The sequence below is a fragment of the Pseudomonas sp. GLN_2 genome (genome assembly GCF_043106005.1).
Classification (GTDB): Bacteria; Pseudomonadota; Gammaproteobacteria; order Pseudomonadales; family Pseudomonadaceae; genus Aquipseudomonas; species Aquipseudomonas alloputida.
Genome location: NZ_JBICMC010000096.1, coordinates 24,278 through 40,624, shown reverse-complemented (window position 1 = coordinate 40,624; position 16,347 = coordinate 24,278). Strand labels below are relative to the sequence as shown.

At 61.6% G+C, this 16,347-nt stretch carries 15 protein-coding genes, 1 pseudogene and 1 riboswitch; of the genes and pseudogenes, 12 read left to right on the top strand and 4 right to left on the bottom strand.

The features are described from left to right. Positions 1 to 307 precede the first annotated feature (307 nt). The 6 genes and pseudogenes from ACF8Q6_RS24070 (at position 308) to ACF8Q6_RS24045 (ending at position 6,161) form a co-directional block, all read left to right on the top strand. Positions 308 to 1,300 carry a metalloregulator ArsR/SmtB family transcription factor gene (locus ACF8Q6_RS24070; RefSeq protein WP_003249377.1) on the top strand — a complete coding sequence of 331 codons (993 nt, stop codon included), beginning with the start codon at positions 308 to 310 and terminating at the stop codon, positions 1,298 to 1,300. An 18-nt stretch (positions 1,301 to 1,318) separates the two neighbouring features. Next, positions 1,319 to 2,509 carry a methionine adenosyltransferase gene (gene metK / locus ACF8Q6_RS24065; protein ID WP_003249375.1) on the top strand — a complete coding sequence of 397 codons (1,191 nt, stop codon included), beginning with the start codon at positions 1,319 to 1,321 and terminating at the stop codon, positions 2,507 to 2,509. 309 nt (positions 2,510 to 2,818) lie between these two features. Beyond that, complete coding sequence (locus tag ACF8Q6_RS24060) at positions 2,819 to 3,094, top strand: hypothetical protein (RefSeq protein ID WP_392493042.1); 276 nt, start codon at positions 2,819 to 2,821, stop codon at positions 3,092 to 3,094. A 263-nt stretch (positions 3,095 to 3,357) separates the two neighbouring features. Further along, positions 3,358 to 3,519 (top strand): annotated as a pseudogene (locus ACF8Q6_RS24055) (IS5/IS1182 family transposase); the annotation flags it as partial. 416 nt (positions 3,520 to 3,935) lie between these two features. Continuing rightward, positions 3,936 to 5,636, top strand: coding sequence for an NAD-dependent DNA ligase LigB (ligB, locus tag ACF8Q6_RS24050; RefSeq protein WP_392493041.1), 1,701 nt, complete (start codon positions 3,936 to 3,938; stop codon positions 5,634 to 5,636). 132 nt (positions 5,637 to 5,768) lie between these two features. Then, positions 5,769 to 6,161 carry a DUF1090 domain-containing protein gene (locus ACF8Q6_RS24045; RefSeq protein WP_012053898.1) on the top strand — a complete coding sequence of 131 codons (393 nt, stop codon included), beginning with the start codon at positions 5,769 to 5,771 and terminating at the stop codon, positions 6,159 to 6,161. Between the two features lie 188 nt (positions 6,162 to 6,349). Here ACF8Q6_RS24045 and ACF8Q6_RS24040 read toward each other — a convergent pair whose 3' ends face one another. Beyond that, entirely contained in the window at positions 6,350 to 6,808 is a 459-nt protein-coding gene (locus ACF8Q6_RS24040) for a c-type cytochrome (protein WP_392491188.1), read from the bottom strand. Between the two features lie 119 nt (positions 6,809 to 6,927). Between ACF8Q6_RS24040 and ACF8Q6_RS24035 the strand changes: the two genes are divergently transcribed. Further along, on the top strand, positions 6,928 to 8,079 hold the full coding sequence (locus tag ACF8Q6_RS24035) for a murein transglycosylase A (RefSeq protein ID WP_070095393.1): 1,152 nt from the start codon (positions 6,928 to 6,930) through the stop codon (positions 8,077 to 8,079). Between the two features lie 50 nt (positions 8,080 to 8,129). On the opposite strand, the gene ACF8Q6_RS24030 is transcribed toward ACF8Q6_RS24035, so the two are convergent. Further along, positions 8,130 to 8,516, bottom strand: a complete 387-nt coding sequence (locus tag ACF8Q6_RS24030) for an MAPEG family protein (protein WP_003249368.1) — start codon at positions 8,514 to 8,516, stop codon at positions 8,130 to 8,132. A gap of 28 nt (positions 8,517 to 8,544) precedes the next feature. Next, positions 8,545 to 9,378, bottom strand: a complete 834-nt coding sequence (locus ACF8Q6_RS24025; RefSeq protein WP_003249366.1) for an EamA family transporter — start codon at positions 9,376 to 9,378, stop codon at positions 8,545 to 8,547. 282 nt (positions 9,379 to 9,660) lie between these two features. Between ACF8Q6_RS24025 and ACF8Q6_RS24020 the strand changes: the two genes are divergently transcribed. Continuing rightward, on the top strand, positions 9,661 to 10,896 hold the full coding sequence (locus tag ACF8Q6_RS24020) for a sodium:proton antiporter (protein ID WP_012053901.1): 1,236 nt from the start codon (positions 9,661 to 9,663) through the stop codon (positions 10,894 to 10,896). Positions 10,897 to 11,008: 112 nt separating this feature from the next. Here the strand turns inward: ACF8Q6_RS24020 and ACF8Q6_RS24015 are convergent, their stop codons facing one another. Beyond that, complete coding sequence (locus ACF8Q6_RS24015; protein ID WP_003249362.1) at positions 11,009 to 11,410, bottom strand: acyl-CoA thioesterase; 402 nt, start codon at positions 11,408 to 11,410, stop codon at positions 11,009 to 11,011. A gap of 178 nt (positions 11,411 to 11,588) precedes the next feature. Then, positions 11,589 to 11,685: riboswitch (S-adenosyl-L-homocysteine riboswitch) on the top strand. 20 nt (positions 11,686 to 11,705) lie between these two features. Here ACF8Q6_RS24015 and ahcY point away from each other — a divergent pair. The 4 genes from ahcY to ACF8Q6_RS23995 all read left to right on the top strand — a co-directional run bounded on the left by ahcY (position 11,706) and on the right by ACF8Q6_RS23995 (position 16,210). Next, positions 11,706 to 13,115, top strand: a complete 1,410-nt coding sequence (gene ahcY, locus ACF8Q6_RS24010; RefSeq protein WP_012053902.1) for an adenosylhomocysteinase — start codon at positions 11,706 to 11,708, stop codon at positions 13,113 to 13,115. A 166-nt stretch (positions 13,116 to 13,281) separates the two neighbouring features. Beyond that, entirely contained in the window at positions 13,282 to 14,127 is an 846-nt protein-coding gene (metF, locus tag ACF8Q6_RS24005) for a methylenetetrahydrofolate reductase [NAD(P)H] (protein WP_003249357.1), read from the top strand. A gap of 93 nt (positions 14,128 to 14,220) precedes the next feature. Beyond that, positions 14,221 to 15,297, top strand: a complete 1,077-nt coding sequence (locus tag ACF8Q6_RS24000) for a hypothetical protein (protein ID WP_392493946.1) — start codon at positions 14,221 to 14,223, stop codon at positions 15,295 to 15,297. A 124-nt stretch (positions 15,298 to 15,421) separates the two neighbouring features. Beyond that, entirely contained in the window at positions 15,422 to 16,210 is a 789-nt protein-coding gene (locus ACF8Q6_RS23995) for a substrate-binding periplasmic protein (RefSeq protein ID WP_392489603.1), read from the top strand. The last annotated feature ends 137 nt before the right edge of the window (positions 16,211 to 16,347 follow it).

Here is a 16,347-nt window from a genome sequence, read left to right as displayed (position 1 = left end):
ACGGCATCCATGCTGAGGGCACGAATGGCGTTGGCACGTTCACGACGGCTGGGCATCGCTGATCTCCTAGGGGGCTTGAATAGGTGGTGTCACGAAAAAGGCGGCCATTTTCGCCCACTGGGGGCGCTTGGGGCAAACATTTAAGCGCCAAGCGCCAGCTTTAAGCCGCAACTGGAGAAGCTGAGCGCGACTCGGGGCGCCCCAAAGCGTGTCACTTGAGGCTTTCGGCTTGCAGCTCATCGCCAATATCAAAACTTTTTGATATTGGCCTTGCTAGGGCATCGATGCCTGTCTAGACTGCCGCCCCATGAACCTCCGCGCGCAATCGATCCCCGAGCAACGCGAAACATTGGCTGCCCTGTGCAAAGCCAGTGGCGATGCGTTGCGCCTGAACGTATTGCGCGCCTTGGCCAATGACTCGTTCGGCGTGCTGGAGCTGGCGCAGATCTTCGACATCGGCCAGTCGGGCATGAGCCATCACCTCAAGGTGCTGGCCCAGGCCGACCTCGTGGCAACCCGCCGCGAAGGCAACGCCATCTTCTACCGCCGTGCCCTGCCCGATGGCCTGCGCCTGGGGGGGCGGCTGCACGCGGCGCTGCTCGAAGAAGTCGACGACCTGGCCCTGCCGCCCGATGTGCAGGCGCGCATAGCCCATGTACAGCAGCGCCGGGCGGCCACCAGTCAGGACTTCTTCCTGCGCGTGGAAGAGAAATTCCGTGCCCAGCAGGACCTGATCGCCGGCCTTCCGCAGTACCGCGACAGCCTGCTGGCGCTGCTCGACAAACTGCATTTCGACCCGGCCGCCAGCGCGCTGGAAGTCGGGCCTGGCGACGGTGGCTTCCTGCCCGACCTGGCCCGGCGCTTCGCCCAGGTCACCGCCCTGGACAACAGCCCTACCATGCTCGAGCTTGCGCGCCAGGTGTGCCAGCGCGAAGGGCTCGACAACGTGAACCTGCAGTTGGCCGATGCACTGGGTGCAACGGATGTGGCCGCCGACTGCGTTGTGCTGAACATGGTGCTGCACCATTTCAGCGACCCGGCCCTGGCCTTGCGCCAGCTGGCCAAACGGGTGAAGGCAGGCGGCAGCCTGCTGGTCACCGAACTGTGCAGCCATGACCAGGGGTGGGCGCGCGAAGCCTGCGGCGACCTCTGGCTGGGCTTCGAACAGGACGACCTGGCGCGCTGGGCCAACGCTGCCGGGCTGGCCCATGCGGACAGCCTGTACGTGGGCTTGCGTAACGGTTTCCAGATCCAGGTCCGCCATTTTCAGCGGACGGCTGGCGACATACACCATCGGTAAATTTCAGGAACCTTCGAGATGAGCGAATACTCCCTTTTCACCTCCGAGTCCGTGTCCGAAGGGCATCCGGACAAGATCGCCGACCAGATTTCGGACGCTGTCCTTGATGCCATCATCGCTCAGGACAAATACGCCCGCGTAGCCTGCGAAACCCTGGTCAAGACCGGTGTCGCCATCATCGCCGGCGAAGTCACCACTTCGGCCTGGGTCGACCTGGAAGACCTGGTGCGCAAAGTCATCATCGACATCGGCTACAACAGCTCCGACGTCGGCTTTGACGGCGCCACCTGCGCCGTGATGAACATCATCGGCAAACAGTCGGTAGACATCGCCCAGGGCGTGGACCGCTCCAAGCCGGAAGACCAGGGTGCCGGTGACCAGGGCCTGATGTTCGGCTATGCCAGCAACGAAACCGAAGTCCTGATGCCTGCACCGATCTGCTTCTCGCACCGTCTGGTAGAACGCCAGGCCGAGGCGCGCAAGTCCGGCCTGCTGCCATGGCTGCGCCCGGATGCCAAGTCGCAGGTCACCTGCCGCTACGAGAACGGCAAAGTGGTCGGTATCGACGCCGTGGTGCTGTCGACCCAGCACAATCCGGAGGTTTCGCAGAAAGACCTGCAAGAAGCCGTGATGGAGCTGATCGTCAAGCACACGCTGCCTGCCGAACTGCTGCACAAGGGCACCCAGTACCACATCAACCCGACCGGCAACTTCATTATCGGTGGCCCGGTGGGTGACTGCGGCCTGACCGGCCGCAAGATCATCGTCGACTCCTACGGCGGCATGGCCCGTCACGGGGGTGGCGCGTTCTCCGGCAAGGATCCGTCCAAGGTCGACCGCTCCGCCGCCTACGCCGGCCGCTATGTGGCCAAGAACATCGTCGCCGCCGGCCTGGCCGAGCGTTGCGAGATCCAGGTGTCGTACGCCATCGGCGTGGCCCAGCCGACGTCCATCTCGATCAACACCTTCGGTACCGGCAAGGTCTCCGACGACAAGATCATCCAGCTGGTGCGTGAGTGCTTCGACCTGCGTCCATACGCCATCACCACCATGCTCGACCTGCTGCACCCGATGTATCAGGAAACCGCTGCCTACGGCCACTTCGGCCGCACCCCGCAGCAGAAGACTGTCGGCGACGACACCTTCACCACCTTCACCTGGGAGCGCACCGACCGCGCCCAGTCGCTGCGTGACGCTGCCGGCCTGTAAGCCTCCTGCAGCGCCAGACGAAAGCCCCTGCCGAGCGATCGGCAGGGGCTTTTTTTTCGATTGTGCGCAGCCCTCTGAACCCAAATGCCGGCTTAAATCCTGAATGGGGGCGAGCGCTTCTTTTCAACGCTGAGCGAGAAATGGGACAAGCGACAGGCACATGTAAGCGCAAAGATCAGGAAGACGTGTTGGCCACACGAAACTTATAAGTGTGCGTACCGGCACCTGATAAAAATGCTAGTTGTGGTGATTTTTTTCGGCACGTAGAGTCTAAAAACTTCTGCAGTCTTCCTACCTCTGGAGATTACCATGAACAAATCTGATCTGATTTTGCCTAATGAATGGCTAGTATATGCTGTAGAACTTACCCTTGTGGCTTACAACGACAACCGGGCCGGCTATGAAGATACCATGTTCCTTATTGCAACCGGAAAAGATGAAAAAAGTTATACTTTTGAAGTGACGGGGTCAGTGATGCAAAAGGTGGCAATAGAGGCATATAATGCTCTTAAAACAAAGTCAGTAGATAACGTCATGTTACGCATCAAGGATATCGATAACCACCTGTACGCGCTATTCATCTAATAGTTAAAATGTTGTAGATCGCGTCCTGGAAAGTGGTGTAACAGGGCCGTCCGAAGGCTGCCCTGCGGACGAAAGAGGATGGTCATCGTGGTTCTTGGCTAACGTTGAGTTTGCGGACTTAAACTTAACCAGGATAACCACGATGACCCAGCCCATTATCACATTGACTAAGGATTCTCCGATCAAATCAGCACAGACCATCTGACCTGTGCTGAAATAGCCCTCCGTCCAACTGCCCTCTACAAGCCCGCCATCCCATGAGTCAGCGCCCGTTCCGGGTGATCAAATGCCAGTTCAGCTATGTAAAGACTCGCTTTCGCGGCTTGGCCAAGAACACGGCGAAACTGACCACGCTGTTTGCGCTGTCGAATCTGTGGATGGTGCGCCGGCAATTATTGACCACTGCAGGAGAGGTGCGCCTGTAGCGCGCAAGAGCCAGGGCAAAGCCTTGGTTTTGAGGCGATTGAAGGCTGAAAATTAGTCGGGCGGCGTCATAACGCCGCTCATTGCGCGTTCAAAGCAGCTTGTTCGGAGTTTCCCTAAGCGGACTGAGAAAGGGGCAGACGCTGATCTGCTCACGCATTGACGTGGTCGTCGCCAACCACTTCCATCACTTCACCTGCATCACTCAGTCACGCCCAAATAAAAAATCCGCGTATGTCTTGAAATTGGGGTTGGTCTGCCAGGGGTTCGCCACAACCTTTCCCGCGCCAGTGAGATCGAGCGCCACCTCTATTCCCAAGACAGCCCCCTCGGACATATCACCTGACAAACTCGTACCTCATCCACCGCACTAACCGCCTACGCTGAGGGCTCACCCCGCCAAGCAAGGATGCTGGCCATGCCGTTGATGCTGTTACTAACTCTGCTGCTGTTGCTAAACGCCCCCCAAGCCTGGGCCACCTCATGCCCCGACTGGAAGCCGCAACAGGCCGAGGCCGAAGTTGCGCAACTGCGCGCCACGCTTGCCCGATGGGACGAGCACTACCATCGCCAGGGCATAGCCCTGGTGGCCGACGAACTGTACGACCAGAGCCGCGAGCGCCTGAACCACCTGCAGCAGTGCTTCGCGGTTGGCACCAGCCCCTCCCCCCTGGCCAGTGCTCGCGGCCCGGTCCCCCACCCCGTACCGCATACCGGCGTCGACAAGCTGGCAGACCGCCAGGCCGTGGCGCGATGGATGGCCGGCAAGACCGACGTGTGGGTACAACCCAAGGTCGACGGCGTAGCCGTTTCCCTCACCTACCAACAGGGCCGATTGGTGCAGCTGACCAGCCGGGGGGACGGCGTAAACGGCCATGACTGGAGCCGACACATCCCGCAACTCGACGCTGTCACTCGGCAGTTGCCTGAGGCGGTCGACCTGCACTTGCAAGGTGAGCTGTACCTGCGCCTGAGCGAACATGTGCAAGCCAAGGCAGGCAGTGCCAACGCCCGGGGTACCGTGGCCGGGCTGCTCGCACGCAAGCAACTGACTGGCGCACAAGGCAACGCTATCGGCCTGTTCGTATGGGGCTGGCCGCACGGCCCCGAGCAACAGGCCGAACGTCTCGCCCACCTGGCACTTCTGGGTTTTCCGGACAGCCAGCGCTACAGCATCGCCATCAACACGCTGGAGGATGCAGCACACTGGCGCGAGCACTGGTATCGCTCTGCTCTGCCCTTCGCCACCGACGGTGTAATCCTGCGCCAGAGCAGCCGACCACCTGCCGAGCGCTGGCAGGCCAAGGCGCCCTACTGGATCGCGGCCTGGAAGTATCCCTATGCACAAGCCTTGGCCGAAGTACGCGACGTGCGCTTTCGGGTTGGCCGCACCGGCAGGGTCACGCCCGTGTTGCACTTGCTGCCGGTCACCCTGGACGACCGACGGATTACCCAGGTAAGCCTGGGTTCGCTGGCGCGCTGGCACACCCTCGACATCCGCCCCGGCGACCAGGTGGCCATCAGCCTGGCCGGGCTGACCATTCCACGCCTGGAGCAAGTGGTGCATCGCACGGTCGAACGCCAGGCGATCATCGCGCCTGCGCCCGACCGCTATCATGCCCACAGCTGCTGGCAAGCCAGCGAGGGCTGTGATGAGCAGTTCATTGCCCGACTCACCTGGCTTGGCGGTAAACAGGGCCTGGCCTTGCCGCGCACCGGGCCCGGCACATGGCGTCGGCTGGTCGAAGCTGGCCTGGTAACGTCCATGACCGATTGGCTGCAGCTCGATGCCGAGCGCCTGCAGCAGGCCCCCGGCATCAGCAGGCTCACTGCGGCACACCTGCTGGGCAGTTTCGACGAAGCCCGCTCACGCCCCTTCGATCAATGGCTGCGCGCCCTTGGCGTGCCCATTGGCAAGCATTTGCCACTGGCTGGCGACTGGCAGGCGCTGGCTTCACGCAGCGCCGGGCAATGGCAAACTGTGCCCGGCATCGGCGCAAAACGCTCGCGCCAACTTGTGGAATTTTTCGCGGCCTCTGAGGTGCAAGCCATCGCCGCACAGTTGGCTGAAACCGGCATAGAAGGTTTCCGGCCCCCACCCCAGCGCATTGAGCAATGATTTTTTACCAAATAGTGCGTAGGAAAAACCTGAGACTCGAGCAGAAAACCTCACCAAGGGTTTCTAAATGGGCAAAACCAAGGCAGGATTTCCCCCAACTTTTGCTGCCCCGCCCCGTTCAGGAGGCTTTTCATGAAACGTATTTCGACTCTTTTCCTGCTCGCAACACTGGGCCTGGCTGCGGGTACTGCTCAGGCTGCCCAGCCGGATGCCGGGCTGACCGGTTGCGCCGCCAAGCGCAGTGCCATCGAAAACCAGCTGAAAATTGCCCGTGACCACGGCAACAGCGGCCAGGTTGCAGGGCTGGAGGAAGCTCTGCGCGGTGTGGACAACTGCACCGACGCCAGCCTGCGCAAGGAACGTGAGCAGAAGGTGCTCGATGCGCGTCACGAAGTGGCGCAGCGGGAAAAGGACTTGAAGAAGGCCGAGAAGAAAGGCGACGCCGAGAAGATCAACAAGCGCAAGGACAAGCTGGCCGATTCGCGTAAAGAGCTGCAGGAAGCGGTCGACGATCTCGACCGTTAAGGCATCTGGCCAGCAAGCCTGGTCTTTGTGGGAGCGGCCTTGTGTCGCGATAGGGCCGCGCGGCGGCTCCAGCTATGCATGCATTTTTGCTGAAATACTGGGGCCGCTGAGCGGCCCTATCGCGACACAAGGCCGCTCCCACAGGAATTTGTACAAGCCCCGAAGGTTTGCGCGAACAGCACAGCCATTCAATGATTACGAAATTCGCTATGACAGGCCTTGCACGCAGACTCGACCTTGTCCATCGGTGCCTTCAGTTGCGCAGCATCCAGTGGCTGATTGCGGGTGACATCGACCAGTTCGCCGGTGACGCCCTCAAGCTGCCGGGCCAGGTCATGGAACCGCGCCTGGCGCTCCCACACTTCGGCACGGGCGGCGCTGTCACCACCATCGCGCACCTGTGGAAAATGCTGCCACGGCTGATGCGACAGGCTGTCCAGCTTCAGCGCACCGTCGGCAAACTTCACCCCGTCGAACGGCAACCGGCCACGCAGCATGCCACCCAGGTCTTCGCTGGTCTTGAGCATGTCCTTGAAGATCACCTTGCGTTTGCCCAGCGGCGAGTTCGGGTCAACCCGGTCACAGCCCGTCAGAGCCACTCCCAGGGCAAGTGCTGCCAGCATAACAACGCTCAATCGCTTCAACATCACGCTCACTTCGGCCTACGCAAATGGGCGGCCAGTATCGCTGCCACGGGGCCAAACACCAATAGCCACATAAAAGACAGGGGCGAACCTTCATGTTCGCTCATGACAGGAATGCACACATGAAATCTGCCCTGCGCCACCTGGCCTGGACCCTGCCGGTGCTGGCTTTGCTGGCCGGCTGCAACGGCGGCGAGAGCGCCAAGCCCGAGCCCCACGCTGTCGCCACCTATGCCCCGGCCACTTGGAAAGACTTGCCGGCAGTCAGCGATGAAGACCTGCTGGCCGGCTTTTATGCATGGCGCAACGGCTGCGAAAAACTCAAGCGCGACCCAGTGTGGGCCGCCACCTGCGAAGCGGCCGGCAGCGCCACAGCCAGCGCCGCCCAAGTGCGAACCTTCCTTGAACAGAACCTGCAGGTGTACGGCCTGCGCTCTGCAGAGAACAATGCCAACGGCCTGATTACCGGCTACTACGAGCCGGTCTACCCTGGCAGCCTGAGCCAATCGGCAACCAACCATGTGGCGGTTTACGGCATCCCTGATGACATGATCGTGGTCGATCTGGCCAGCGTGTACCCCGAACTGAAGGGCAAACGCCTGCGCGGCCGTCTGGAGGGTCGGGTGCTCAAGCCCTACGACACGGCCGAGGTCATCAACCGTAACGGCGTCAAGGCACCGGTGCTGGCCTGGCTGACCGACCCGATGGACCTGCAATTTCTGCAGATCCAGGGTTCTGGCCGGGTGCAACTGGAAGACGGCCGTCAACTGCGCCTGGGCTACGCCGACCAGAACGGCCACCCCTATCGGCCGATCGGCCGCTGGCTGGTGGAGCAGGGTCAGCTGAAAAAAGAAGACGTGAGCATGGGCGCCATTCACGCCTGGGCCCAGGCCAACCCGCAGCGCGTACCAGAGCTGCTGGCCAGCAACCCCAGCTACGTATTCTTCAGCACCCGCCCGGACAGCAACGAAGGCCCGCGCGGCTCGCTGAACGTACCGCTTACCGCCGGCTACAGCGTGGCCATCGACCGCAAGGTGATTCCCCTGGGCAGCTTGTTGTGGCTGTCTACCACACGCCCGGACGGCTCGCCGGTGGTACGACCGGTTGGCGCGCAGGACACCGGCGGGGCGATTACCGGCGAAGTGCGCGCCGACCTGTTCTGGGGCACAGGGCCAGAAGCCGGCGAACTGGCCGGGAACATGAAGCAGCAAGGGCAGATCTGGATGCTGTGGCCCAAGGGCCAGCCACTGCCTGAGGTGCCCAAGGTACCTTGACCGTTGCTGCCTTCTTCGCGGGAGCTGCCCGCGAAGAAGGCCACTCGGTTTCAGATGGAAACCACGAAGAACGACACGATCAGTGCCAAGCCGGCAAGCCACACCAGCGACCGCAAGGCAGCCCAGTCGGCCAGGTAGCAGATGATGTAAAGCAAGCGGCTGGTGATATACATCACCCCCAGTACATCCTGGGTCACCTGCTCGGCATTGCCGACGATATCCGCCACAAGCACCGCCGCAGCAAATGCCGGAAACGCTTCGTAGCCATTCTGCTGCGCAGCATGGGCACGCCGTGGCAGGCCCGACAAGGTATCGAGGAAGGCTCGCGGATCGTGATTGTCCTTGAGGCCGAAGCGGCCACTGCTCGCCTTGGCGATCAAGGCACAAAGCGGGTTCAACAGCAGGGCAATCAGGATGCACCACAGGGCAACAGTCATGGACAGGACTCCTTGTTCAGTCTTCAGGTCAAAGCTTCATTACCAGCATGCCGGCCAATACCAGCCCGCAAGCTAGGAGTCTCGGCCCGCCAAAAGGTTCTTTGAGGTAGCGCATACCCAGCAGCACCACCAGGATCACGCTCAATTCCCGCAGTGCCGCCGCTTCGGCCACAGACCCCAGGTGCATGGCCCACAGCACCAGGGCATAGCTGAACAATACGCAGAACCCTACCGCCAACCCAAGGCGCCATTGGGTTCGCCAGAACAGTACGAATGGCGCCCGCCGCGCTACGCTCGCCAACAACGGGAATTGCCAGGCGCTGAGCAGGGTCAGCCAGACCAGGTAATCCCACGGTTTGCCCCACAGGCGCACGGCCTGCCCGTCGAACCAGGTGTAGCAACCAATGCACAGGCCAATCAAGGCAACCACCGGCAGCATCGACCATGGTAGCCGGTCACCGCCGCCGCCCTGCCACAACAGACAGGCCATGCCACAGGGGATCAGCAGGATACCGATGATCTGCTGCTGGCTCAGCGATTCCCCGGCAAAGGCCAGGGTCAGCCCCAGCACCACCAACGGTGAGAGCCCGCGCATCAGAGGATAGACCAGCCCCAGGTCGCCCACGCGATAGGCCTGGATCAGCAAATAACGGTACAACTGCTCAGCCAGTGCCGAAGCAACCAACCAAGGCCAAATCTCAGCAGGCGGAACATCCACGAAGGGCACCGCCAGCACCGCGAAGGCCAGCGCCACCGTGTCCATGCTGGCGATGACCAGCAAGCGCTCGCCGCTGAATTTGATCAGGGTATTCCAGGTTGCATGCAGCAGGGCGGCAACCAGCACCAGAGATGTTGCCAACACGCCTTCTTGTCCTTATGGCTTTTCATGGCTGTGAATATATAGCGTTCAGGGGAGCTTTGTGGGAGCGGGCATGCCCGCGAAGAATGCAACTCGGTGTATGGCACCGGCTTTGCCGGTGTTCGCGGGCACGCCCGCTCCCACAGGGTAACCAGTGCAGACTGTCACGGGAACGATTTGGACTAATTCGGTCAAACCCTGTGCCCCGAACCCCGTGCCAGGTCATCAAAGAACTGCCCGAGTCACTCGGGTAACGACTTGGAAGCCACTGTTACAGGATTCGGGATGCTTGAATTAGTTGCCGCGTTTATCTGCCTCACCACACTTCTGACCTATGTGAACTACCGTTTCATCGGCCTGCCCCCCGCCATCGGCGTGATGGTCACGGCGCTGCTGTTTTCCCTGATGTTGCAGGGCCTGAGCCTTATCGGCTTCCCTGGCCTGGAAGAACGCGTCGAAGGGCTGATGAACCAGATCGACTTCAACGACCTGCTCATGCACTGGATGCTGGCGTTCCTGCTGTTTGCCGGCGCCCTGCACGTCAACCTCAGCGACCTGCGCAGCTACCGCTGGCCGATCGGCCTGCTGGCCACCTTGGGCGTGCTGATCGCCACCGTGGTCATCGGCTACCTGGCGCATTGGGTGTTTGCCCTGTTCGGCTGGCAGGTCCCCCTGATCTACTGCCTGCTGTTCGGTGCACTGATCTCACCAACCGACCCGATTGCCGTGCTTGGCGCGCTGCGTACTGCCAATGCGCCCAAACCGCTTAAAACCACCATCGTCGGCGAGTCACTGTTCAACGACGGCACGGCAGTCGTGGTATTCACCGTGTTGCTGGGCATCATCCAGCTGGGTGAAACACCGAGCATGACCGACACGGCGATCCTGTTCGCCCGCGAGGCCATTGGCGGTGTGGTGTTCGGCGGCCTGATCGGCTACGCCACCTACCGCATGATCAAGAGCGTCGAGCAGTACCAGGTGGAAGTCATGCTGACCCTGGCGTTGGTAATCGGTGGTTCGGCGATGTGCTACGAACTGCATGTGTCGGCACCGATCGCCATGGTGGTGGCCGGCCTGATCATCGGCAACCTGGGGCGCAACCTGGCGATGAATGACATGACCCGCCGTTACATGGACGGTTTCTGGGAGCTGATCGACGACATGCTCAATGCGCTGCTGTTCGCATTGATCGGCCTGGAGCTGTTGCTGCTGCCGTTCAACTGGATGCACCTGGCGGCCGGCGGCGTGCTGGCGCTGGCCGTGCTGCTGTCGCGCCTGCTGACGGTGGCCCCGGCGATCGTGCTGCTGCGGCGCTGGCGCCCGGTGCCCAAAGGCACGGTGCGGGTGCTGACTTGGGGTGGCCTGCGCGGTGGCGTGTCGGTGGCACTTGCACTGTCGCTACCGCTGGGCGAGGAACGGGACCTGCTGCTGTCGATCACCTACATCGTGGTGTTGTCGTCGATTCTGGTGCAGGGGTTGAGCATTGGGCGCGTGGTGCGCAAGGTCAGCGCCCAGCCTTGAGAATGCCGGGGCCGCTTTGCGGCCCATTCGCGGGTAAACCCGCTCCTACAGGTTCGCGTACCCCTGTAGGAGTGGGTTCACCCGCGAAGAGGCCGGCACAGGCAACCAGAATCTATTCGACTGCCGAATCCGGGAACTGGTCCTGCACATACTTGATCTCGGTGCGCCCATGGGCTGCCGGCAAGCCATCCTCACCCAGGTTGACGAACACCATCTTGTCGACAGTCAGAATGCTCTTGCGGGTGATCTTGTTACGCACTTCGCACTTGAGGGTGATCGAGGTGCGGCCGAACGCGGTAGCGGTGATGCCCAGCTCGATGATGTCACCCTGACGCGAAGCACTGACGAAGTTGATTTCCGACATGTACTTGGTCACCACACGCTGGTTGCCCAACTGGACGATGGCGTAGATCGCCGCCTCTTCATCGATCCAGCGCAACAGGCTGCCACCGAACAGGGTGCCATTGGGGTTGAGGTCTTCGGGTTTAACCCACTTGCGGGTGTGAAAGTTCATCTGTACTCCTGACCTGCTTGGCTAACGTGTAGCAATGATGGCAGAGCGGCTGCCTTCGCTCCATTGAACATCGACTATCGTCGCGATTAATCGACGGAAAACCTTGGGCAAGCCGGCGGGGGCAGCTATAATCTGCGCCGTTTTACATGGTTGCCCACAGCGGTGCCATGCCCGCCACCTGTCCGAGGGGCGCTGCAGCAGGCTAGGCCTGTCAGGCTCGGATGGGGCGTTGCTCGCTCCCGCGAGCGCTTAACGCACAACGGCGCCCATTCGCACATTACGAATGGAGGCTCTCATGAGCGCTGCAAACATGCCTGCTGGTTTTACCGATTACAAAGTCGCCGACATCTCCCTGGCCGCCTGGGGCCGTCGCGAAACCATCATTGCCGAATCGGAAATGCCTGCGCTGATGGGCCTGCGTCGCAAGTACCTGGCCGAGCAACCGCTCAAGGGTGCGAAGATCCTGGGCTGCATCCACATGACCATCCAGACCGCCGTGCTGATCGAAACCCTGGTTGCCCTGGGTGCCGAAGTGCGCTGGTCGTCCTGCAACATCTTCTCGACTCAAGACCAGGCCGCCGCCTCGATCGCCGCCGCCGGTATCCCGGTGTTCGCCTGGAAAGGTGAAACCGAAGAAGAGTACGAGTGGTGCCTGGAGCAGACCATCCTGAAAGATGGCCAGCCATGGGACGCCAACATGATCCTCGACGACGGTGGTGACCTGACCGAACTGCTGCACAAGAAGTACCCGCAGGTACTGGACCGTGTGCACGGCGTGACCGAAGAGACCACCACCGGCGTACACCGCCTGCTGGACATGCTGGCCAAGGGCGAGCTGAAAGTCCCGGCGATCAACGTCAACGACTCGGTCACCAAGAGCAAGAACGACAACAAGTACGGCTGCCGTCACAGCCTGAACGATGCCATCAAGCGTGGTACCGACCACCTGCTGTCGGGCAAGCAGGCCCTGGTGATCGGCTACGGTGACGTGGGCAAGGGCTCGGCCCAGTCCCTGCGTCAGGAAGGCATGATCGTCAAGGTCTCCGAAGTTGACCCGATCTGCGCCATGCAGGCCTGCATGGACGGCTTCGAGCTGGTCTCGCCGTTCATCGACGGTATCAACGACGGCACCGAAGCCAGCATCGACAAGGCCCTGCTGGGCAAGATCGACCTGATCGTGACCACCACCGGTAACGTCAACGTCTGCGACGCCAACATGCTTAAGGCCCTGAAAAAGCGTGCCGTAGTCTGCAACATCGGCCACTTCGACAACGAGATCGACACCGCCTTCATGCGCAAGAACTGGGCCTGGGAAGAGGTCAAGCCGCAGGTTCACAAGGTCCACCGTACCGGCGCTGGCAGCTTCGACCCGCAGAACGACGACTACCTGATCCTGCTGGCCGAAGGCCGCCTGGTCAACCTGGGCAACGCCACTGGCCACCCAAGCCGCATCATGGACGGCTCGTTCGCCAACCAGGTTCTGGCACAGATCTTCCTGTTCGAGCAGAAGTTCGCTGACCTGCCGGCCGAAAAGAAAGCCGAGCGCCTGACCGTTGAAGTGCTGCCGAAGAAACTCGACGAAGAAGTGGCCCTGGAAATGGTCCGCGGCTTCGGCGGCGTGGTCACCCAGCTGACCAAGCAGCAAGCCGACTACATCGGCGTGACCGTCGAAGGCCCGTTCAAGCCGCACGCCTACCGCTACTAAGCGGCAAGCTTGAAGCTGCAAGTGGCAAGCAAAGGCATACCGTGCCGTTGCCACTTGCAGCTCCGGAAACACAGATCTTGAACGACGCCCAAGCCAGACCGGCCATCACCGATCTGGCTTTTACTTGCAGCTTGCCGCCAGACGCTTGTTGCCAGAGGAACGCCTGATGTCACAAGAACGCCGCTACAGTTTCGAGTTCTTCCCGACCAAGACCGACGCCGGTCACGAAAAGCTGATGGGCGTCGCCCGCCAGCTGGCCACCTATAACCCGGACTTCTTCTCCTGCACCTACGGTGCCGGCGGCTCGACCCGCGACCGCACGCTCAATACCGTGCTGCAGCTGGAAAGCGAAGTGAAGATACCTGCCGCGCCGCACCTGTCGTGCGTGGGCGACACCAAGGCCGAGTTGCGCGCCCTGCTGGCCGAGTACAAGGCCGCCGGCATCAAACGCATCGTCGCGCTGCGCGGTGACCTGCCGTCGGGCATGGGCATGGCCAGTGGTGAACTGCGCTATGCCAGTGACCTGGTCGAGTTCATCCGCCAGGAAACCGCTGATCACTTCCACCTGGAAGTGGCTGCCTACCCGGAAATGCACCCGCAGGCGCGCAACTTCGAGGCGGATCTGGCCAACTTTGTGCACAAGGTCAAGGCTGGTGCCGACAGCGCCATCACCCAGTACTTCTTCAACGCCGACAGCTACTTCTACTTCGTCGAGCGTGCACAGAAGCTGGGCGTGGACATTCCGGTGGTACCGGGCATCATGCCGATCACCAACTACAGCAAGCTGGCCCGCTTCTCCGATGCCTGTGGCGCCGAGATCCCGCGCTGGATCCGCAAGCAGCTGGAAGCCTATGCCGACGACACTGCCAGCATCCAGGCCTTCGGCGAAGAAGTGATTACCCGCATGTGCGAACAGCTGTTGCAAGGCGGCGCGCCGGGCCTGCACTTCTATACCTTGAACCAGGCTGAACCGAGCCTGGCGATCTGGAACAACCTGAAGCTGCCGCGCTGAAATCTTTTGGCAAAGTCTGCTTAAGAAATGATTAAGGCTTTGGTCATAGACTAAAGCCTTATTCATTTTCGGGTTAAACAGGTCTTGCCTGCCATGCAGCACACCCAACCTTCGCGCCCACAGCTTGTATACCTGGCTTTTGGCCCGGCAACCTACCATCAGGAAGCCTGCTTCAGCATCGTCAGCGCCCTCGCCCAGTTGGGCAGCGCAGCCGGCGAGGCCATGGACATCCAGGTCTACACCGACAATGCGCAGCCCTACGCCAGGCTGCCCGTCACCGTCCACCTGCTGGACGAGGCCACGCGCCAGGCATGGAATGCCCCGCACGGTTATCACTTTCGCAGCAAGCATGTGCTGTTGCGCCAGGTACTGCAGCAACACCCGCTGGCAGTGCTGATCGACACAGACACCTTCTTCCGCACTTCGCCGTTGCATCTGTTCGCCCGTGTAGCGCCCAACCGCCTGCTGTGCAACGCTATCGGCACACGCTACGGCGCTGACCAGAAGTGCCTGTTGTACAAGAACCTGCTGACCCTTCTCGAGTCCCGGGGACTGGCCGACTGCCAGATGCCGCTCATCAATTCCGGCGTTATCGGCCTCACTGCCGAGAACTGCGACACCCTGGACCGCTCCATCGCCATGATGGACGAATTCTACCCCTTGGCTCGCGAGGCCTATACCCTTGAGGAGTTCTGCCTGGCAGTGGCGGCCTACCGCAACCTGGAGCTGGCCGAGTGTACCGATGTCATCCATCACTACTGGAGCCGGAAGGCGCAGTTCCGCGCCAAGATCCAGGCCTGGCTGCGCAAGCACGACCACGACCCACTCAGCCCCTCGGCCCTGGCCGACGTTGCGCGGGTCAACGACCAACTGCCGCGGCCACCCACCCTGCACCGTCTGGGTTACAAGGCGTTGAGCCTGACCCTGCCCAGTCACGAGCGCCAGTTCGCCCGCGAATTGCTCTATGGCTGCTACCCCTACCCCAATGAGTTTGACCGCGCCTGCGCGTCCGCCTGGTGGGACAAGGCCCTGGAAAACCTCAATGACCGCTACGGCTACATGGAGCCCGAGCGGCTGCGTCAGTGCCTGCGCCATCCGGGGCTACGGCTATCGCTGGGCGAGCGGCGCAAGGATATCGAGGCGCATCTGCTGCGAACCACTCAAGCCTGATGAGCCCGCGAAGAGGGCAACCCGATCGTTGCTACCGGCTTCGCCGGTGTTCGCGGGCACGCCCGCTCCCACAACAATCGTGCATGCCTTTACCGTACACCGGCCGAGCGCGTAATCTCCGGCCATGCCACATATCGCCCGTCTGTTCTGGACCCTCCTGCTCGTTTGCCTGAGCCCGTTGGCTCTGGGCGAACGCTTGCGCCTGGTAACCGACGATTGGGCACCTTATGTATTTCAGCACAACGGCCAACCGCGCGGCATCGACTACGAAGTCGCCAGCCAGGTCTTCGCACGCCTTGGCGTCGAGGTGGAGTGGCAATTCCTGCCTTGGAAGCGCTGCTTGGCGATGGCTGAGCAGGGCCTGGCCGATGGCATTCTCGACATCTTCCAGACGGACGCGCGCCAACCCTACATGGTGTATGGCTCCGAACCCATGTCGGAAGTCGAATTCGTCCTGTTCCAAAGCCGCTCGCGCCGCCATGCCGTCACCCACCTGGACGACCTCGCCGGCCTCACCGTCGGCACATCGCCCGGCTACGCCTACGGTATAGCGTTCACCGAGGCCCCGCACTTCAAGCGCGAAGCCGCACCCACCCACGAAGCCAACTTCGGCAAGCTGGTGCTGGGCCGTATCGACCTGGCGATCACCGACCGCAGGGTCGGGCATTACCTGCTCCGCCAGCTTGGCCTGCAACAGCAAGTCGAAGAACTGCCGCTGGTAGTCAGCCGCCAGGCGCAGTATTTGGGCCTGGTGCGCAAGCCTGGGCGCGAGGCACTGGCCGTGGCCTTTGCCGAAGAGCTGCAGCGGTTCAAGCAGGAACCGGCCTATGCAGCGATCAGCAACCGCTATGCAAGCGACACTGGAAACATTCTCAACGCCGTTGAGCAGCAGGAAAGCAGCACAGCGCGATAGCTCTGTTATACTCGGGCCTTCCCGCCCGGCTCACGCCCGGACGCTCGGCCTCGCAACAGGCATCCCGATCGGTACCGACGCCCCTTCGCGTCCAGCCTCCGTTTCCCGGATGTGCAGTGAAAGCCCAGCTGGACCGG